Origin of the sequence: Plantibacter flavus (genome assembly GCF_051487245.1) — a bacterium.
Lineage (GTDB): Bacteria > Actinomycetota > Actinomycetes > Actinomycetales > Microbacteriaceae > Plantibacter > Plantibacter flavus_B.
On sequence record NZ_JAHVDH010000003.1, the window covers coordinates 278399 to 293443 of the forward strand.

Annotated in this window: 16 protein-coding genes; 6 read left to right on the plus strand and 10 right to left on the minus strand. The window is 69.0% G+C overall.

Features of this window, described 5'->3' with window-relative positions; genetic code table 11:
• Positions 1 to 9: 9 nt before the first annotated feature.
• Both KXS11_RS08455 and KXS11_RS08460 read right to left on the minus strand, forming a co-directional pair.
• Entirely contained in the window at positions 10 to 1641 is a 1632-nt protein-coding gene (locus tag KXS11_RS08455; RefSeq protein ID WP_437385117.1) for a sensor histidine kinase, read from the minus strand.
• A complete protein-coding gene (locus KXS11_RS08460; RefSeq protein WP_437385492.1) occupies positions 1638 to 2357 on the minus strand; it encodes a response regulator transcription factor in 720 nt (239 codons plus the stop codon). Before KXS11_RS08460 ends, KXS11_RS08455 begins: the two co-directional genes overlap by 4 nt.
• 182 nt (positions 2358 to 2539) lie before the next feature.
• On the opposite strand from KXS11_RS08460, the gene KXS11_RS08465 reads away from it, so the two are divergent.
• The 5 genes from KXS11_RS08465 (at position 2540) to KXS11_RS08485 (ending at position 7504) form a co-directional block, all read left to right on the plus strand.
• On the plus strand, positions 2540 to 3289 hold the full coding sequence (locus tag KXS11_RS08465) for a GNAT family N-acetyltransferase (protein ID WP_437385118.1): 750 nt from the start codon (positions 2540 to 2542) through the stop codon (positions 3287 to 3289).
• Between the two features lie 338 nt (positions 3290 to 3627).
• Complete coding sequence (locus tag KXS11_RS08470; protein WP_437385119.1) at positions 3628 to 5358, plus strand: dihydroxyacetone kinase family protein; 1731 nt, start codon at positions 3628 to 3630, stop codon at positions 5356 to 5358.
• 62 nt (positions 5359 to 5420) lie between these two features.
• The gene (locus tag KXS11_RS08475) at positions 5421 to 5882 is read left to right on the plus strand and encodes a ribose-5-phosphate isomerase (RefSeq protein WP_437385120.1); all 462 of its coding nucleotides are present in this window, start codon (positions 5421 to 5423) and stop codon (positions 5880 to 5882) included.
• Positions 5882 to 6685, plus strand: coding sequence for a triose-phosphate isomerase family protein (locus KXS11_RS08480; RefSeq protein ID WP_437385121.1), 804 nt, complete (start codon positions 5882 to 5884; stop codon positions 6683 to 6685). Before KXS11_RS08475 ends, KXS11_RS08480 begins: the two co-directional genes overlap by 1 nt.
• 105 nt (positions 6686 to 6790) lie before the next feature.
• Positions 6791 to 7504: a GntR family transcriptional regulator gene (locus KXS11_RS08485; protein ID WP_437385122.1), complete on the plus strand. Its 714-nt coding sequence runs from the start codon at positions 6791 to 6793 to the stop codon at positions 7502 to 7504.
• Positions 7505 to 7695: 191 nt separating this feature from the next.
• Here KXS11_RS08485 and KXS11_RS08490 read toward each other — a convergent pair whose 3' ends face one another.
• The 8 genes from KXS11_RS08490 to KXS11_RS08525 all read right to left on the minus strand — a co-directional run bounded on the left by KXS11_RS08490 (position 7696) and on the right by KXS11_RS08525 (position 14700).
• The gene (locus KXS11_RS08490; RefSeq protein WP_437385123.1) at positions 7696 to 9066 is read right to left on the minus strand and encodes an MFS transporter; all 1371 of its coding nucleotides are present in this window, start codon (positions 9064 to 9066) and stop codon (positions 7696 to 7698) included.
• Between the two features lie 233 nt (positions 9067 to 9299).
• Positions 9300 to 10067 carry an SDR family NAD(P)-dependent oxidoreductase gene (locus KXS11_RS08495; RefSeq protein ID WP_437385124.1) on the minus strand — a complete coding sequence of 256 codons (768 nt, stop codon included), beginning with the start codon at positions 10065 to 10067 and terminating at the stop codon, positions 9300 to 9302.
• Positions 10068 to 10132: 65 nt separating this feature from the next.
• Complete coding sequence (locus KXS11_RS08500) at positions 10133 to 11086, minus strand: 3-hydroxyacyl-CoA dehydrogenase family protein (RefSeq protein ID WP_437385125.1); 954 nt, start codon at positions 11084 to 11086, stop codon at positions 10133 to 10135.
• A 114-nt stretch (positions 11087 to 11200) separates the two neighbouring features.
• Positions 11201 to 12163: a sugar phosphate isomerase/epimerase family protein gene (locus KXS11_RS08505; protein ID WP_437385126.1), complete on the minus strand. Its 963-nt coding sequence runs from the start codon at positions 12161 to 12163 to the stop codon at positions 11201 to 11203.
• 221 nt (positions 12164 to 12384) lie between these two features.
• Positions 12385 to 13080 carry an LON peptidase substrate-binding domain-containing protein gene (locus KXS11_RS08510; protein ID WP_437385127.1) on the minus strand — a complete coding sequence of 232 codons (696 nt, stop codon included), beginning with the start codon at positions 13078 to 13080 and terminating at the stop codon, positions 12385 to 12387.
• 3 nt (positions 13081 to 13083) lie between these two features.
• Positions 13084 to 13629: a MarR family winged helix-turn-helix transcriptional regulator gene (locus tag KXS11_RS08515; protein WP_437385128.1), complete on the minus strand. Its 546-nt coding sequence runs from the start codon at positions 13627 to 13629 to the stop codon at positions 13084 to 13086.
• An 87-nt stretch (positions 13630 to 13716) separates the two neighbouring features.
• A complete protein-coding gene (locus KXS11_RS08520) occupies positions 13717 to 13986 on the minus strand; it encodes a hypothetical protein (protein WP_437385129.1) in 270 nt (89 codons plus the stop codon).
• 174 nt (positions 13987 to 14160) lie between these two features.
• Positions 14161 to 14700: a cysteine hydrolase family protein gene (locus KXS11_RS08525; RefSeq protein ID WP_437385130.1), complete on the minus strand. Its 540-nt coding sequence runs from the start codon at positions 14698 to 14700 to the stop codon at positions 14161 to 14163.
• Between the two features lie 133 nt (positions 14701 to 14833).
• On the opposite strand from KXS11_RS08525, the gene KXS11_RS08530 reads away from it, so the two are divergent.
• The gene (locus KXS11_RS08530; RefSeq protein ID WP_437385131.1) at positions 14834 to 15043 is read left to right on the plus strand and encodes a hypothetical protein; all 210 of its coding nucleotides are present in this window, start codon (positions 14834 to 14836) and stop codon (positions 15041 to 15043) included.
• The last annotated feature ends 2 nt before the right edge of the window (positions 15044 to 15045 follow it).

Below are 15045 nucleotides of genomic sequence, written 5' to 3' on the forward strand. Positions count from 1 at the left end.
CCTTCCCGATCAGCGGTCGACGGGTTCCCTGATCACCGGGCTCCCGGTGACCGGCGCAGGGTCGGTGAACTCGGTGCGGCGCCGCACGGCCGGATGCTCCTCGGCGGGCCCCGACCACGGCAGGGTGACGGTGAACGTCGTTCCGGCGGGCGAGGAGTCGACCTCGATGCCCCCCTCATGCCCTTCGGCGATCGACAGCGCGATGGCGAGGCCGAGCCCCGTGCTCCCAGCCGCCCGTGAACGCGACGAATCAGCGCGCGCGAAGCGGTCGAAGAGTTGCGGCAGGAACGCCTCGTTGATGCCCGGGCCGTCGTCGGCGATCGACAGGGACGCCCGCTGCGGTTCCTCGGTGCTCTTCGGGGCAGCGATGCGGGTGACGACCGAGGTGCCGGCCGGCGTGTGGACCGCGGCGTTCGAGAGCAGGTTCACGACGAGCTGGTGCAGCCGCTCGCGGTCACCTCGCACGACGATCGCGCGCTCGGGGACGTCCACCGACCAGTGGTGACCTGGCGCCGAGACCGCGGCGTCGCTCACCGCGGCGACGACGAGGTCGCTGAGGTCGACGTCGTCGAGGTGGAGGTCCTGGCCCTCGTCGAGACGCGCGAGCAGCAAGAGTTCACTGACGAGCGAACTCATCCGCGTCGCCTCCGACTCGATGCGGGCGAGCGCGTGCTCGGTCATCGGCGGGAGGTCCTCGCTGTCCTGGCGGGTGAGTTCGGCATACCCCTGGATGGCGGCGAGCGGCGTGCGCAGCTCGTGACTGGCGTCGGTGACGAACCGGCGCATGCGCTTGTCCGTCGCCGCCCGGACGGCGAGGGCGCGGTCGACGTGGTCGATGAGCCCGTTGAGCGCCTCGCCCACCTTGCCGATCTCGGTGCGCGAGTCCGTGTCGGCGTCGTCCACCCGCACCGTGATGCCGGTGTCGCCGCGCTCGAGCTGCAGTGTGGACACCTCCTCGGCCGCCGCCGCGACCCGGGACAGGGGACGGAGCGCGAGGCGCACGACGATGATCGTGCCGACGATGGTGACCACGAGCGCCAAGACCGCGAGCGCGGCGATGACGATCGTCTCCTGCAGCACGGCCGACCGTGCGGTGGCGAGCGAGACGCCCGCCACGAGGATGTCGCCGTCGCCGTGCGTGAGGAACTCGAGTCGGTAGCCGCCGAGCGAGCCCAGTTCCGTGTTCTCCCTCATGCTGCCGCCGTCAGCCACCGCCTCCTCGATGAGCGCCTGCGTGCGGACGTCGAGCGGGTTCGCGTCGGACTTCGTGAATCGTGCCGAGTCGACGACCTCGCCGTTCGACACGAGTGCGATCAAGGTGCCGGGGCCGTGCCCGACGTAGTCGACGAACGGCTTCACATAGCCGGGGTCCCCGCGGTTCGCATCGGGGTTGCCGACGGTACCGCCCGCAGCCTGCTGGTCGTAGAACTTCACCACGGAGTGCTCGAACGCTTCCATGGACCCGGTCAGTTGCGTGTCGACGACGGTCGTCACCGAGGCGTTCACCGTGACGACCGTGAGGACGCCCGACACCGCGAGCACCGCGGCGATGACCGCCGCGATGCCCGTGACCAGGCGTCGCTGCAGCGACCACGGATGGCGCCGGCCCTGCTTGGCCGTGTCCACCGACCCGGCGCTCATTCGACGGGCCGCAGCACGTAGCCGACACCGCGCACGGTGTGGATCATGGGCACCCGGTCGGCGTCGATCTTCTTGCGCAGGTACGACACGTAGAGATCGACGATGCTCGCCTTCCCCGCGAAGTCGTAGTTCCACACGCGGTCGAGGATCTGGGCGCGACTGAGCACCCGCTTCGGGTTGCGCATGAAGTAGCGGAGCAGTTCGAACTCGGTGGTCGTCAGGGCCACCGGTTCGCCGTCGCGCGTGACCTCGTAGCTGCGTTCGTCCAGGAAGAGCCCGCCGATGGTGATGCGCGAGTCGTCGTCGGACACCACATGGGCGGTTCTGCGGAGGAGACCTCGGAGCCGTGCGACGAGCTCTTCCAGCGAGAACGGTTTGGTCATGTAGTCGTCACCGCCGGCGGTGAGGCCCATGATCCGGTCGTCGACGGAGTCGCGCGCGGTGAGGAACAGCGTCGGGGTGCCCGGGGCGAGATCGCCCTGCGAGAATCCACGCAGTTGGCGGAGCACGCTCAAGCCGTCGATGTCGGGGAGCATGATGTCGAGCACGACGACGTCGGGCCGTTCGGCACGGTACTGCTGCACGGCCTCGCGACCGTTCCTGGCGACGTCGACGACCCACCCCTCGTACCCGAGGGCGAGGCTCACGAGGTCGGTGAGCACCGCCTCGTCGTCGACGAGGAGGACACGGATGGGCGAACCGTCGGCCCGATACATCCGCGGAAGCTTGGCGAGGACCGCCCGGCGGCGCCCGGACTCGACGATCTGCGTCGGCAGCTCGGAGGGCATGGCTCGATTATCCGCCGTCCGGCTGGGGGAACGCACTGCGACGGGCGATTCATAGAGGGCTCATATCTTTTCAGGCCGCGGGCATGGACGACGTGCCTACCGTGGAGGGCATGAGTCGAGCAGAACCCCTGGGGCCGTCGTTCCCCGCCCGCCGTCAGCCATCGGCGAGCGCGGTGACCGGTCGCACGGCTGAGCGCGCCGTCGACGAGCATGCCGCGAGCAGCACGCTCGGTGTCCTGCGGAAGCTCGTCCCCGACGCCGTGTCGCGTCCGCGACTCCTGCGTGGCCCACGGATCGAACAGCCGGTCGACGCCCGCCCCATCCAGACGCCGCGTCTCCTGCTGCGCCGACACGAGCTGCGCGATGCGGAGAGCTGGTACCGCATCCAGTCGAGCCCCGACGTGCTCGCACACCTGCCGTGGCCGGCACGCGACCGCGCGGCCTCCCGCGAGCACCTGCGGCACCGGACCGGGCACACGCGGTTGTGGCAGTCCGGCGACTTCCTCGCGCTGGCGATCGAGCACGGCGGCCGCCTCATCGGCGACGTCTCCCTGCATCTGCGCCAGGTGCGCACAGCCGACCGTTCGGCAGAGATCGGGTGGGTCCTCGACCCGGCCGCGGGTGGCCACGGTTACGCGACGGAGGCGGCGGGCGCCATGCTCGACCTCGCGTTCGAGCAGGTGCGGGCGACCGTCGTCACGGCCGTGATCGAGCCGGAGAACACGGCCTCGATCGCGCTCGCTGAGCGGCTCGGGTTCCTCCGCACGGCGGGTCCTCGGCGGTCGTCGAGTCTCGGGTTCGCGATCACGCCGCCGTTGCTGGCGGCTCGACGTGCGGAGCGTGCCGGGCTCGGGCACTGAGTCGGGCGTCCGCCGCCGGCGACCGGGTCCGTCCCGTTCGCCGGGTCTGCCGGGGTCGTGTCTCCCCCACACACCTCGACAGGCTCGGCGAGCAGGACGGGCCCACCCGTCCCGATCCGCCACCTGTTGCCTGGGCCGGCGCGGTGCGCTGGACCGAACGCGCCCCACTGGCGCGAGCGCGGGTCTCCAGAGGGGCGCGCTCGTGCGCCTGAGCCGCGCCCGGTCCAGCGCATCGCGCCGGCAGCGGCACAGGGTTTCGCTCGATTCCAATATCCTATAGGATTATCGCGATGTGCCGGCGTGGCCGGACCGATGGACTCGACGACGAGGAGAAGCAGATGACCAGGCTCTGGAACCGACCGGCCGACTTCGCAGACGAGATGGTTGACGGCTTCGTCCGGGCCAACGGCCGGTGGGTGCGCAAGGTGTCCGGCGGCGTCTCACGCTCCACCCGTGCCGCGGAGCCTGAAGTCGCACTCGTCATCGGTGGCGGCTCGGGGCACTACCCCGCCTTCGCCGGGCTCGTCGGCCCTGGCCTCGCGCACGGCGCCGCGATGGGCAACCTCTTCGCCTCACCCTCCGCCCACCAGGTGGAAGGCGTCATCCGAGCGAGCGAACAGGGCCAGGGCGTCCTCCTCAGCTACGGCAACTACGCCGGAGACGTGCTCCATTTCACGGCAGCCCAGGACGCCGTCCGAGCCGACGGCATCGACTGCCGCACGGTGACCGTCACCGACGACATCTTCAGCGCACCGCCGTCCGAGGCCGCGAAACGCCGTGGCATCGCGGGTGACCTGACCGTGTTCAAGGTCGCCGGCGGAGCAGCATCGACCGGGTACTCCATCGACGACGTCGAGCGCGTCGCGATCCTCGCCAACGCTCGCACCCGATCGATGGGGGTCGCCTTCACGGGCTGCACCCTGCCAGGGGCCGACGAGCCGCTGTTCTCCGTGCCGGAAGGACGCATGGCCGTTGGCCTCGGCATCCACGGCGAACCCGGCATCGACGAGACGGACATCCCGACGGCCGACGGCCTCGCCGAACTCTTCGTGCACCATCTCCTCGCCGAGGTGGAGATCCCCGACGGCGTCACCGTGCACGGCGCGCGCGTGGTGCCCATCCTCAACGGCCTCGGTTCGGTGAAGTCGGAGGAACTCTTCGTCGTCTACGACCGCATCGCGACGCTCCTCGAGGACGCCGGAGCCGTCCTCGTCGACCCGCAGGTGGGCGAGTTCTGCACGAGCTTCGACATGGCCGGCGTCTCCCTCACCCTGCTCTGGGTGGACGAGGAACTGGAAGCACTGTGGTCGGCGGCCGCCGACACCCCGGCGTTCCGCACCGGCGCGTTCGACACCGGCGCACTCGAGACGGTGACCGCTGCGGACGTCGCCGTTGCGGCGTTCGTCGTCCCTGAGGCTTCCGCCGAGTCGCAGCAGGCGGCGGTGTTCGCGGCGTCAGCGCTCACCGCGATCCAGGTACTCCTCGCCGAGCACGCCGACGAGCTCGGCCGACTCGACGCGATCGTCGGTGACGGCGACCACGGCATCGGCATGGACCGCGGCGCGACAGCGGCCGCCGAGGAGGGCATCCGCATGCGCGATGCCGGGGCCGGCACCGCGACCGTCCTCGACCGAGCTGGCGACGCGTGGTCGGATCGTGCCGGCGGCACCTCTGGTGCGCTGTGGGGCGTCATGCTGCGGACGGTCGCCGAAGCGCTCGGCGACACGCACGCGCCGACCGCCGCCTCGGTGAGCACGGGCGTCACCGCCGCGAAGGACGCCGTGATGAGCTACGGCAAGGCCTCGGTCGGCGACAAGACCCTCGTCGACGCCCTCATGCCGTTCGCCGACACCCTTGCCGCACGCGTCGCCGCCGGTGACGACCTCACGACCGCATGGACCTCCGCCGCTGCCGCCGCCACCACGGCTGCGGCCGCGACCGCAGGCCTCATGCCGGGCATGGGTCGCGCTCGCTCCCACGGCTCGAAGGCGCTCGGGGTCGAGGATCCCGGCGCGATCTCACTCGCCCTCATCGTCGAGCGCGTCGGCGTGCTCCTCGCTGATCACTGAACCTGCTCGGGTCGGCGCGACTCGGCCCGACACCACGTACACCACGCAACGGAAGGAACACCATGACCCGCACCTGGCGCGTCGTCATCGGCTCGGATGAGGCCGGCTACGACTACAAGGAGATCATCAAGCGCGACCTGGGGGTGAGCGATCTAGTGGTCTCCGTGGTCGATGTCGGCGTCGCCGCCGATGGTCGCACGAACTACCCGACGGTCGCCGTCACCGCGGCCGAGCTCGTCGCCAGCGGGGAGGCGGACCGCGCTGTGCTTATCTGCGGCACCGGTCTCGGGGTCGCGATCGCCGCGAACAAGGTCGCGGGCATCCGAGCCGTCACTGCGCACGACTCGTTCTCGGTCGAGCGCAGCGTGCTGTCGAACGACGCGCAGGTCCTCTGCATGGGTCAGCGCGTGGTCGGCATCGAGCTCGCCCGCCGCAATGTGCGCGAGTGGCTCACCTACGAGTTCGACACCACGAGCGCGTCGAACGACAAGGTGCAGGAGATCTGCGCGTACGAAGGGTCCTGATGTCCACTGAGCGTCCCGTGCTCGTCGGCGTGAGCCTGAAGATGTACTTCGGGCACCGCCAGACCCTCGACTGGTGCGAGGCGGTCGGCGGCATCGCGGCCGGGCACGAGGCGGTCCGGACGGGCGCCGTCGAGCTCTTCGTGATCCCCGGCTACCTCTCGGTCACGGGCGCGGTCGAACGTCTCGCCGGCCTCGCGGCGGTCGGCGCCCAGGACCTCTCGACCGCTGACCGCGGCGCGTTCACCGGCGAGGTGAGCGGGACCGAACTGCGGGAGGTCGGCGTGAGCGTCGTCGAGGTCGGGCATGCGGAGCGTCGCAGACTCTTCGGCGAGACCCCCGAGGTCGTCAGGGCGAAGACGACGGCGGCGCTCCGGAACGGGCTCGCGCCGGTCCTCTGCATCGGCGAGTCCCACCAGGGCGATCCGTCCACGGCCGCGGCGGACTGCGTCGCCCAACTGGACGACGCCCTGCGTGAGGCGGCGGCGGCCGGGATCACCGGCCGGGTCATCGTCGCCTACGAACCGCACTGGGCGATCGGCGCCCCGGCTCCGGCCGACGGCCACCACATCACGACCGTCTGCGAGGCCATCCGCTCGCATCTCGACGATCTGGCCGGGTCAGGGGTCGTCTGGGCATCCTCAGCGGTCATCTACGGCGGGAGCGCCGGCCCCGGCCTGCTCACCGACATCCGGGCCGGCGTCGACGGCATCTTCCTCGGACGATTCGCCCACGACCCCGCCGCACTCACCCTGGTCCTCGACGAGGCCCTCGCTCTCGGGACATCGGAGCCGCGCCTGCCGTGAGGACCGCGGCGCGCCCCGTAAGCTTGATTCCGACGACCATCGCGGCCGATCGAGCGGGGGTTCCCTCCCGCGACGACGACGCGAGCACAGACTCCGGAGGCTGCTGTGGCTGACGCCGTCTTCCCGCTGGGCGCTTCGTCCTCGCTCGAACGACGGGGCCTGCGCGACCGCGTCTACGACCTCGTGCTCGACATGCTGCTCTCCTCGGGCATCGAGCCGGGAGCGCGACTCTCGATCGACGCCATCGCCCGCGACCTCGACGTCTCGCCGACCCCGGTCCGTGAAGCACTCGTGCAGCTGGAGCGCACCGGCCTCGTGACCCGCGTCACGCACAAGGGCTACCGCGTCGCCGCCCCACTCGCCGACGATCAGCTGGAGTCATTGTTCGACGCCCGGATCATCCTCGAGAGCGGGGCGACCGCGCTCGCAGCGGCGCACGCCGACGAGCTCGTTCCCGCGCTGGAGCTCGCGCTCGCCGAGCACGTCGAGATGACGGCGCGGGTTCGCGCAGCGTCGACGAACGGGCCCATCCCCGTCGAGTTGCTCCGCGAGTACTTCGCGGTGGACTGGAACTTCCACCACCTCATCTTCGAGGGGACGCACAACCCGTTCCTCCTCGACATGTCCGAGGGCATCTCCACGCGCGTCCACCGCATGCGACAGACGGTGGAGACGGGTGTGACCGACGCCGCGCAGGCCGTCGTGGAGCATCGGGCGATCGTCGACGCCTTCGTTGACGGTCCGGAAGCGGCCGCGGCGGCCATGCGTTCGCACATCGAGCTCGTGCGCACGCGCGCTCGCACCGACGCCGAGCACTGACGTCCGTCCCTCTTTTCGTGTTCAGAATTCAGGGAGACCGCGCGACCGGATCCGCATCACCGCGGAATACTCGCGGGAATCAGACATCCGGACCGTTCGGCACGCAGAATCCCTGAATTCTGAACCACGAGCTGGGGGGAGGCAGAACGGGGCCGAGCGCCGAAGCGCCCGACCCCGTCCGGGAGGTGGAACTAGTGCGTGCGGTTGGCCGTCGTCTCGAGGAGCTCGTCAGCCTTGGCTCCACGGAAGAACTTGGTTCCGTACAGCATCGCCGCGGCGAGGAAGGCGAAGACGCCGAGTGACACCACACCCCAGACACCGCTGTCGGTCGGCACGCTCTCGTTGATCCCGGTGCGCATGATCGGGGCGACGAAGCCACCCAGGTTGCCGAGCGAGTTGATGAGTCCGATGCCGGCTGCTGCCGCGGTCCCGGTGAGGAACGCCGTCGGGTAGGCCCAGGTGATCGGCCCGACCGAGAGGAAGCTCGCCACCGCGATGGTGATGAACAGGATGCCGAGGAATGGCTGGTTGTTCGCACCCGCCCACGCCGAAGCCAGGATGAACACACCCGTCGAGATGTAGAACATGGTGCCCCAGTTGCGCCGGCGGAGGACGGTGTTCGCGTTGCGTCCCACGTAGAAGCAGGCGAACAGACCGACGAGCCACGGAATGGCCGCCACGAGACCGACCTGCCAGCCGACGTCCTGCCCGATGAGGTTCGCGACCTGCTGCGGCAGGTAGAACGTCGTGCCGTACACCGCGATCTGGAGGCAGAAGTAGATGATGGTGAAGTACCACACCTTCCAGCTCGTCATGGCCTTCCCGATGCCGGTCGGGCCGTCGGACTGCCGGACGGTGTCCTCGCGTTCCATCGCCGCCGTCAACGAGTCCTTCTCCTGCTGGTTCAGCCACTTCGCCTGTTGTGGCGAGTTCGTGAGGAAGTACAGCGCCGCGAACCCGGCGATCACCGCGAGCATGCCCTCGGCGAAGAACATCACCTGCCAGCCGTGCCACGGGGTCAGCGCGTCGCCGAAGCTGATGAGTCCACCACTGAGCGGCGCACCGAGCATCTGCGAGAACGGCTGCGCGAGGTAGAAGATCGAGAACATCTGGACGCGGACCTTGTTCGGGAACCACTCCGACAGGAACATGATGACGCCGGGGAAGAGGCCCGCTTCGGTCACACCGAGGAGGAAGCGCAGGATGATGAACATCGTGTCGCCGGTAGTGAACGCGAACAGTGCGGCCACGATGCCCCAGGTCACCGCGATGCGGGCGAGCCAGAACCGTGCGCCGAACTTCTTCAGCAGCAGGTTACTCGGGATCTCGAAGATCGCGTAGCCGATGAAGAAGATGCCGGCACCGAGCGCGAACGCTCCGTTGGAGATGCCGCGGTCGACGCTGAGCGCCTCCTCCGCGAACCCGACGTTCGTCCGGTCGAGGAACGCCACGAAGTAGAGGATGACGAGCATCGGCATCAGGTGCTTCGACGCCTTGCGGATCGCTGATTTCAACGCTGGATCGTGCGTGGAGCCGATCGCAACCGGGTTGGGTGTGGACAAGACACTCTCCTTTGAGATGACTGGTGCTGGGTGGGTCGTGCTGATGCGCGGGCCCTCGGCCCGGGCGAGGGGTTAGGAGCCCATCGCGGGCAGGATCATCCACAGGCCGATGCCGACGAAGACGAGTCCGAGACCGAGGAAGATGAGCCGGGACTTGGTCCAGCCGCTGGTGAGGTGCTGCATGGTGCTGCTCCGTTCGCTCGTGATGCTGAGGGTGTGACGGCGTATGCCGATCAGTGCATGTAGAGGCCGCCATCGACGTTGAGGGTCTGCCCGGTGACGAATCCGGCGTCCTCGCTGATGAGGTAGGCGATGGCGGCAGCGATGTCGCGCGGTGTCCCGATGCGCGGCAGGACACCGTCTGCGGCCATCGCGGTCTTCCGCTCCTCGGTGAGGGTGCCGCCCATGATGTCGGTGTCGATGGGGCCGGGAGAGATCGCGTTGACCGTGATGCCGTCATGGCCCAGTTCGCGGGCGACGCTGCGGGTGAAACCGATGACGCCCGCCTTCGCCGCGGAGTACGCCGTCTTGCTGAAGGTGCCGCCACCTCGCTGGGCGGAGACCGAGGAGAGGCTGACGACCCGGCCGACACCGTTGCGCACCATCGACTCCACCGCACGACGCGTCGTGTAGTGGACACCGTTGAGGTTGATGTCGATCACCCGCTTCCACTCGTCGGCGGACACCTCGAGGTAGGGCACCGGCGAGGCCACGCCTGCGAGGTTCACGAGGGCGACGAGCTGCGGGAGCTCGGCTTCGAGGGTGTCGAACGCCGTGCGCACCGCGGCCTCGTCGGCGACGTTCGCGCCAGCACCAGCGGCCTGGACACCGTGCTGCTCGGCGATCTCCGCGGCGACCGATCGGGCGGCCGATTCGTCGAGGTCGATGATGCCGATGTTCCAGCCGAGCTCGGCGAGGTAGTGCGCCGAGGCGCGACCGATGCCGCGTGGAGATGCCGCACCGGTGAGGACCACGGTCTTGGATTCGGGGAAGGAGGTCATTGCAGGCCTTTCTGCATGAGGGATGGGCTGGGGGCTGGAGTCATCCGGGGGTTCCGGAGGACGGATCAGTGGATGGGCGCCGGGCCCAGGTCGTCCATGAGCTGCTTGATCGCGACATACGCCTTGTTGCGGTAGGCGACGAGCTCTGCCGTGCGGTCCGCCGGCACGTCGAGGTAACCGGCACCCGATTTGGTACCGAACTTGCCGGCGTCCACGAGCTCCTTGAGCGAGTCCGGGGTGGCGAACCGCTCCGGCCAGCGGGTCTGCAGCGAGGCGTAGCAGAACGAGTACACGTCGAGGCCGGCCATGTCGGCGATCGCGAACGGACCGAACACGGGCAGACGGAAGCCGAACGTCGTGCGGACGATCGTGTCGATGTCCTCCGGTGTCGCGACGCCCTCTTCGACGAGCTGCGTGGCCTCGTGGAACAGTGCGTACTGGAGCCGGTTCAGGACGAAGCCGGTGGAGTCCTTGACCCGTGCGGTCTCCTTGCCGGTCTCGGCGACGATGGCCTCGACGGCGGAGACGGCGGCGTCTGCCGTGGTCTCGTGCGGGATGAGTTCGACGCCCGGGATGAACGGAGCCGGGTTGGAGAAGTGCACGCCCAGGAAGCGCTCGGGGTTCGTGACGGCCTCGGCGAGCGAACCGATGAGGATCGTCGAGGTGTTCGAGCCGATGATCGCCTCGGGCGACGCTGCGGCACTGATCCGGCGAAGGGTCTCGTGCTTGATCTCGATCTTCTCGGGGACCGCCTCCTCGATGAAGTCGGCACCGGCGACCGCGGCCTCGATGGAGGCAGCGGGCGACAGGTTCGCTCGAAGCAGCGCGACCGCGTCGGCCGGGAAGAGGCCGTCCGCGACGAACTGCTCGGCCTCGGCGATGAGGCGGTCGAAGTTCTTGCGCGCGATCTCCTCGGAGATGTCGGCGATGCGCACGGTGTGTCCGGCGAGCGCGAGGACCTGGGCGATGCCGCCGCCCATGTAGCCCGAGCCGATGACGGCGATGGTGTGTGAGGTCATGATGAGTCTCCTTGGGTTGATGCCCCTCGACGGGCTCAGGGACCGACGCTGGCTCGAGGAGCGGCTTCGCATCCCCCGCCCACCGAGTCCGTCGAAGTGCGTTGGGACGTGCGGTCAGGCCTGCGGCAGCAGGGTTCGGATGTACTTCTGGTTCGTGCCGCACATGCCGAGGCTGTCGCCGCCGTAGTGCTCCGCGAGGATGATGCCGTTGAACCCGACCTCGACGGCGTCGCGGAACACCTGACGGTAGTTGATGAGTCCGGCCTCCATCGTGGAGGGCACGGAGGTCGCCCAGCTTCCGTCGGCCGCCTCGTCGCGCGTGTAGTTCTTCACGTGCATGTAGTTGGCGTAGGGCAGCGTCTTCGCGAAGAGCTCGCGCCAGTCCTCCACGGGACGGTGGAGCCGGATGAGGTTCGCGACGTCGGGGTTCAGTCCCACGTTGTCGAGTCCGACCTCTTCGACGAACCGCACCGCGCTGTCGGCCGTACCGAGGTAGGTGTCCTCGTAGAGTTCGAGCGAGAGGGGCAGTCCGACGTCGGCAGCGTGCTTGCCGAGTTCACGGATACGACTGACCGCGGCGTTCCAGACCTCGGGGTCGTCGGGGTCCTTCGGGCCCTGCGCGGTCCAGAACCAGAGCGCTTTGCGCTGCGCTTCGTTGAACGGCTGGTGCAGTCCGGTGGAGAACACCTGCATGCCCCACTCGGCGGCCGCGTCGATCGTCCGATGCGCGTACTCGAGGTTCCGCTCCTCGTGGCCCGGCATGATCACGCTCTGGCGCTGCAGGTGCACGGAGGGGACGCCGACGCCGTGGGACTTCGCGATGGCCAGGAACTCGTCGCGACGAGAGGGCTCGAGGTCGGCCGGCCGCACGTGGCTGTCGGGCAGCTCGGCGAGGGTGAACCCGACGCCCGCGACCTGAGCGAAGAGGTCGTCCCAGGCCTCCGGCTCGGCGTCGTGGAGCGAGACGCCGTTTCGGTCGACCGGCGGGATGCCGTGGAGGCAGGTGGCGATGGGCCAGGTCTCCGCCGTCCAGGCCGATGAGGCCTGCTGCGGTGCGGTCACGGTCTTATCCGTCATGATGCTCCATTGCGCTCAAGGTGTTGCTCGGGCTCTCGCCCCGGTGAAAAAGATCCTATAGGAAATAGCAAACGAAACACAAGCACTGATGATCCTGTCCCTTTCTCAGGAACGCGACGGCGTGTCGGGGCCGAGGAGCCCCGATGCAGGACGACACGCCGCGGCGCTCCTGAGTTGGGTACGGGCGAGGAGGCGGAGCGGAGGAGCAGGCGACGGACGGCTCAGCCTTCGAGGAGGCCCCAGTCCTCGTCGTCGGCGTCGGCGATGCCACCTGCGATGAGCGCCTCGCCAGCCTCGGTCGAACGATCGCGCACCTCCACCAGCAGTTCGTCGAACGAACCGGCCGCGAGGAACCTCATCTGGTCCAGGTCTCCCACCGGAGCGATGCCGGCGAGCTGCCAGCACGATTCGAGCGGCTCGTCGGAGAGCTCGACGACGGAGGCCCACTGCTGTTCCGTGAACTCGCTCGCCACGGCCAGCGAACGACGAACGGCCGCCTCGGTCTCGAGGCGCAGCGGCTCCCAGGTGTCATCCCAGTCGAGGTCGTCGAGCATGCGGATCTCTGCGCGAGGATACGGGTCGTCGGGCAGCCAATCGACGACCTCGAACCGCCGCCCGCCCTCGGCGATCACGGCGACGAAACCCTCACCGCCGTCGACCTCGACGATCTCCGCGATGGTTCCCGTCCGGAAGCGGTGCTCGCCCCCGCCCATCTCCTGGCCGCGCTCGATGAGTACCACCCCGAACTCGGGTTCCTCCGCCTCGAGCAGGTGGGCGAGCATCGTCAGGTACCGCTCTTCGAACAGACGCAGAGCGAGCGGCATGTGCGGGAAGAGCACCGTGCCGAGCGGGAACATCGGCATCTCCAGCACGGGCAGCCCCGGCTGCCACGGATCGGTGCTGAAGGAGTCCGTCATGGGTCAGACCCCTCCGCTGCTCGTCGCTTCGGACGCATCGGCCCCGCGCGACGTCGATCCCGAAGGCTCCACCGCGCTGACGGCTTCGATCATCCCGGTGAGGAACCTGGAGACGGCCGAGGCCTCCTCGGGGGTCATCGACTCGGCCACCGCGATGATCCCTCGATGCATCGAGCCGAGTGTGGCGCGGACGTCGTCGTCAGTGGCGATCGTCGGCACGACCCGGGTGGATCTGCGGTCGCCAGGGTGCTGTTCACGCTTCGCATGCCCGCGACGCACGAGTCGGTCGATGAGGGCGGTCGTCGAGGCGGTGGAGATCTGCAACCGGTCGGCCAGCTCCCCCGCGGTCATCTCGTGATGGTGGCGCTGTGCGGCGAGGAGATGGCGGACGGCGGCGAGGTCGGTCTCACCCATGTTCATCGAGACCCTGGTGCGCCGACGCATGCCCTGCTCGGCTTCGCGGTACTGGCGCAGCAGGTCGAGGAGCGCGCTCGGCGCCGCCTGTTCGGCGCCGTACCAGTAGCCGGCGCGTTCCTGCGGCTGCGTCATACCGGCCTCCGTCGATCGCATCGTGTTGCGATCATAGTCGCCAGTTCCCGGATGCGACTCAGGCTGAGTGACGTGACGAGGTTCGGCTCAGGCGACGAGGAGCGCGCGCAGCGCCTGATCGAAGCGGATGGCCCGGTCGACCTCGACCGCGGTCTCGTAGGCCTCGCCGCGCAAGGCGACGTGCAACGGGCCGTCGACGTCGATGAAGCCGATACGACGATCGCCGACGAAGACGCCGTACCGATCGTCGGAGAGCTGCTCGAACCAGGCGCGGCGGAAGGCGGAACCTCCCTCAGCCTCGGGAACCGGTTCGGCGTCCGGCTCGAGGCTGCGCACCACGACATCCTCGGAACCCATGAAGACCCTTTCGACGGCGTGCGGACGATGGACGGACAGCTGCTCGCTCGAAAGTATCTCGACAGACTAGCTATTCTCGTCGTGGCTCATCTTGCCAGGCATCCACGGGTTCGCCAAGCCGACCGACGAGCCCGTCCGGCAGGGCCGGGCCCGTCCGCTCGAGAGACGGGACGCTCAGCCTCGTCCGCGTGAGACGACGCTCGCACCGGCATCCCGCAGCGCAGCCATGAACGCCGCGTGCACCACCTCACCGGGCACCTCGACGCCACCGAACTCGAGGTCGGGCGCCGCGCACCCGTCTTCGACGACGGTGACCGCGAGTCCGAGGTCGAGCGCGGCTCGTACGGTCGCATCGACACACATGCTGCTCATCATGCCCACGACGGTCAGTTCGTCGATGTCGCGCTCCGCGAGGATGCCCTCGAGACCGGTCGCGATGAAGCTGTTCGGGCGCGTCTTCTGGATGATCGGCTCGTCATCGCTCGCGGGCGTCAGCGTGGGCAGCAGGTCGGCGCCGGTCGTCCCGGCTACGAGGAAGGAGCCCTCGCCCGGCTCTGCGAGGTGCTGCACGAAGCCCACCCAGTCGCCGGCGGCGCGAGCATCGTCCACGACCGATCGGGCGACCTCGGCCGCAGGCCCCGGGCCGGAGAGCGGGTAGGCGCCGCCCGGGAAGTAGTCGAGCTGAATGTCGATCACGAGCGTGCCTCTGGCCATCGTTCATCCTCACATCACCCGACGGCCGAGCGCCACAGGGGGAGCCCCAGTCTCGCACCCGCGCGCGACATCGTTGTGAGATCGTTCCGCAACGGTCCGCTGATCTTCAGAAACGATTTGTAGGATGCTTCGTGTGGGGTGGAAGTGGCCGTGGCGACGCAAGCGCATCGACGATGCGCCGGTCGATGCCGGGTCCGACCCCTACCTGCAGTACCTGGAATGGGTCGCCGCAGGCAAGCCGTCGCTCGCCTCACCCGACGACCCGCCGCTCCAGATCGACCCGCGCTTCGCGCCACGGCTCGCCTCAGACGCCGTCAACGCCTCTCGCGCCGACGGCGTCTGACA

What these genes read in the sequence shown, in the direction of transcription:
- KXS11_RS08455 (WP_437385117.1), bottom strand. Translation starts at nt 1,641, where the DNA reads ATGAGCGCCGGGTCGGTGGACACGGCCAAGCAGGGCCGGCGCCATCCG.
- KXS11_RS08460 (WP_437385492.1), bottom strand. Translation starts at nt 2,357, where the DNA reads ATGTATCGGGCCGACGGTTCGCCCATCCGTGTCCTCCTCGTCGACGAC.
- KXS11_RS08465 (WP_437385118.1), top strand. Translation starts at nt 2,540, where the DNA reads ATGAGTCGAGCAGAACCCCTGGGGCCGTCGTTCCCCGCCCGCCGTCAG.
- KXS11_RS08470 (WP_437385119.1), top strand. Translation starts at nt 3,628, where the DNA reads ATGACCAGGCTCTGGAACCGACCGGCCGACTTCGCAGACGAGATGGTT.
- KXS11_RS08475 (WP_437385120.1), top strand. Translation starts at nt 5,421, where the DNA reads ATGACCCGCACCTGGCGCGTCGTCATCGGCTCGGATGAGGCCGGCTAC.
- KXS11_RS08480 (WP_437385121.1), top strand. Translation starts at nt 5,882, where the DNA reads ATGTCCACTGAGCGTCCCGTGCTCGTCGGCGTGAGCCTGAAGATGTAC.
- KXS11_RS08495 (WP_437385124.1), bottom strand. Translation starts at nt 10,067, where the DNA reads ATGACCTCCTTCCCCGAATCCAAGACCGTGGTCCTCACCGGTGCGGCA.
- KXS11_RS08500 (WP_437385125.1), bottom strand. Translation starts at nt 11,086, where the DNA reads ATGACCTCACACACCATCGCCGTCATCGGCTCGGGCTACATGGGCGGC.
- KXS11_RS08505 (WP_437385126.1), bottom strand. Translation starts at nt 12,163, where the DNA reads ATGACGGATAAGACCGTGACCGCACCGCAGCAGGCCTCATCGGCCTGG.
- KXS11_RS08510 (WP_437385127.1), bottom strand. Translation starts at nt 13,080, where the DNA reads ATGACGGACTCCTTCAGCACCGATCCGTGGCAGCCGGGGCTGCCCGTG.
- KXS11_RS08515 (WP_437385128.1), bottom strand. Translation starts at nt 13,629, where the DNA reads ATGACGCAGCCGCAGGAACGCGCCGGCTACTGGTACGGCGCCGAACAG.
- KXS11_RS08520 (WP_437385129.1), bottom strand. Translation starts at nt 13,986, where the DNA reads ATGGGTTCCGAGGATGTCGTGGTGCGCAGCCTCGAGCCGGACGCCGAA.
- KXS11_RS08525 (WP_437385130.1), bottom strand. Translation starts at nt 14,700, where the DNA reads ATGGCCAGAGGCACGCTCGTGATCGACATTCAGCTCGACTACTTCCCG.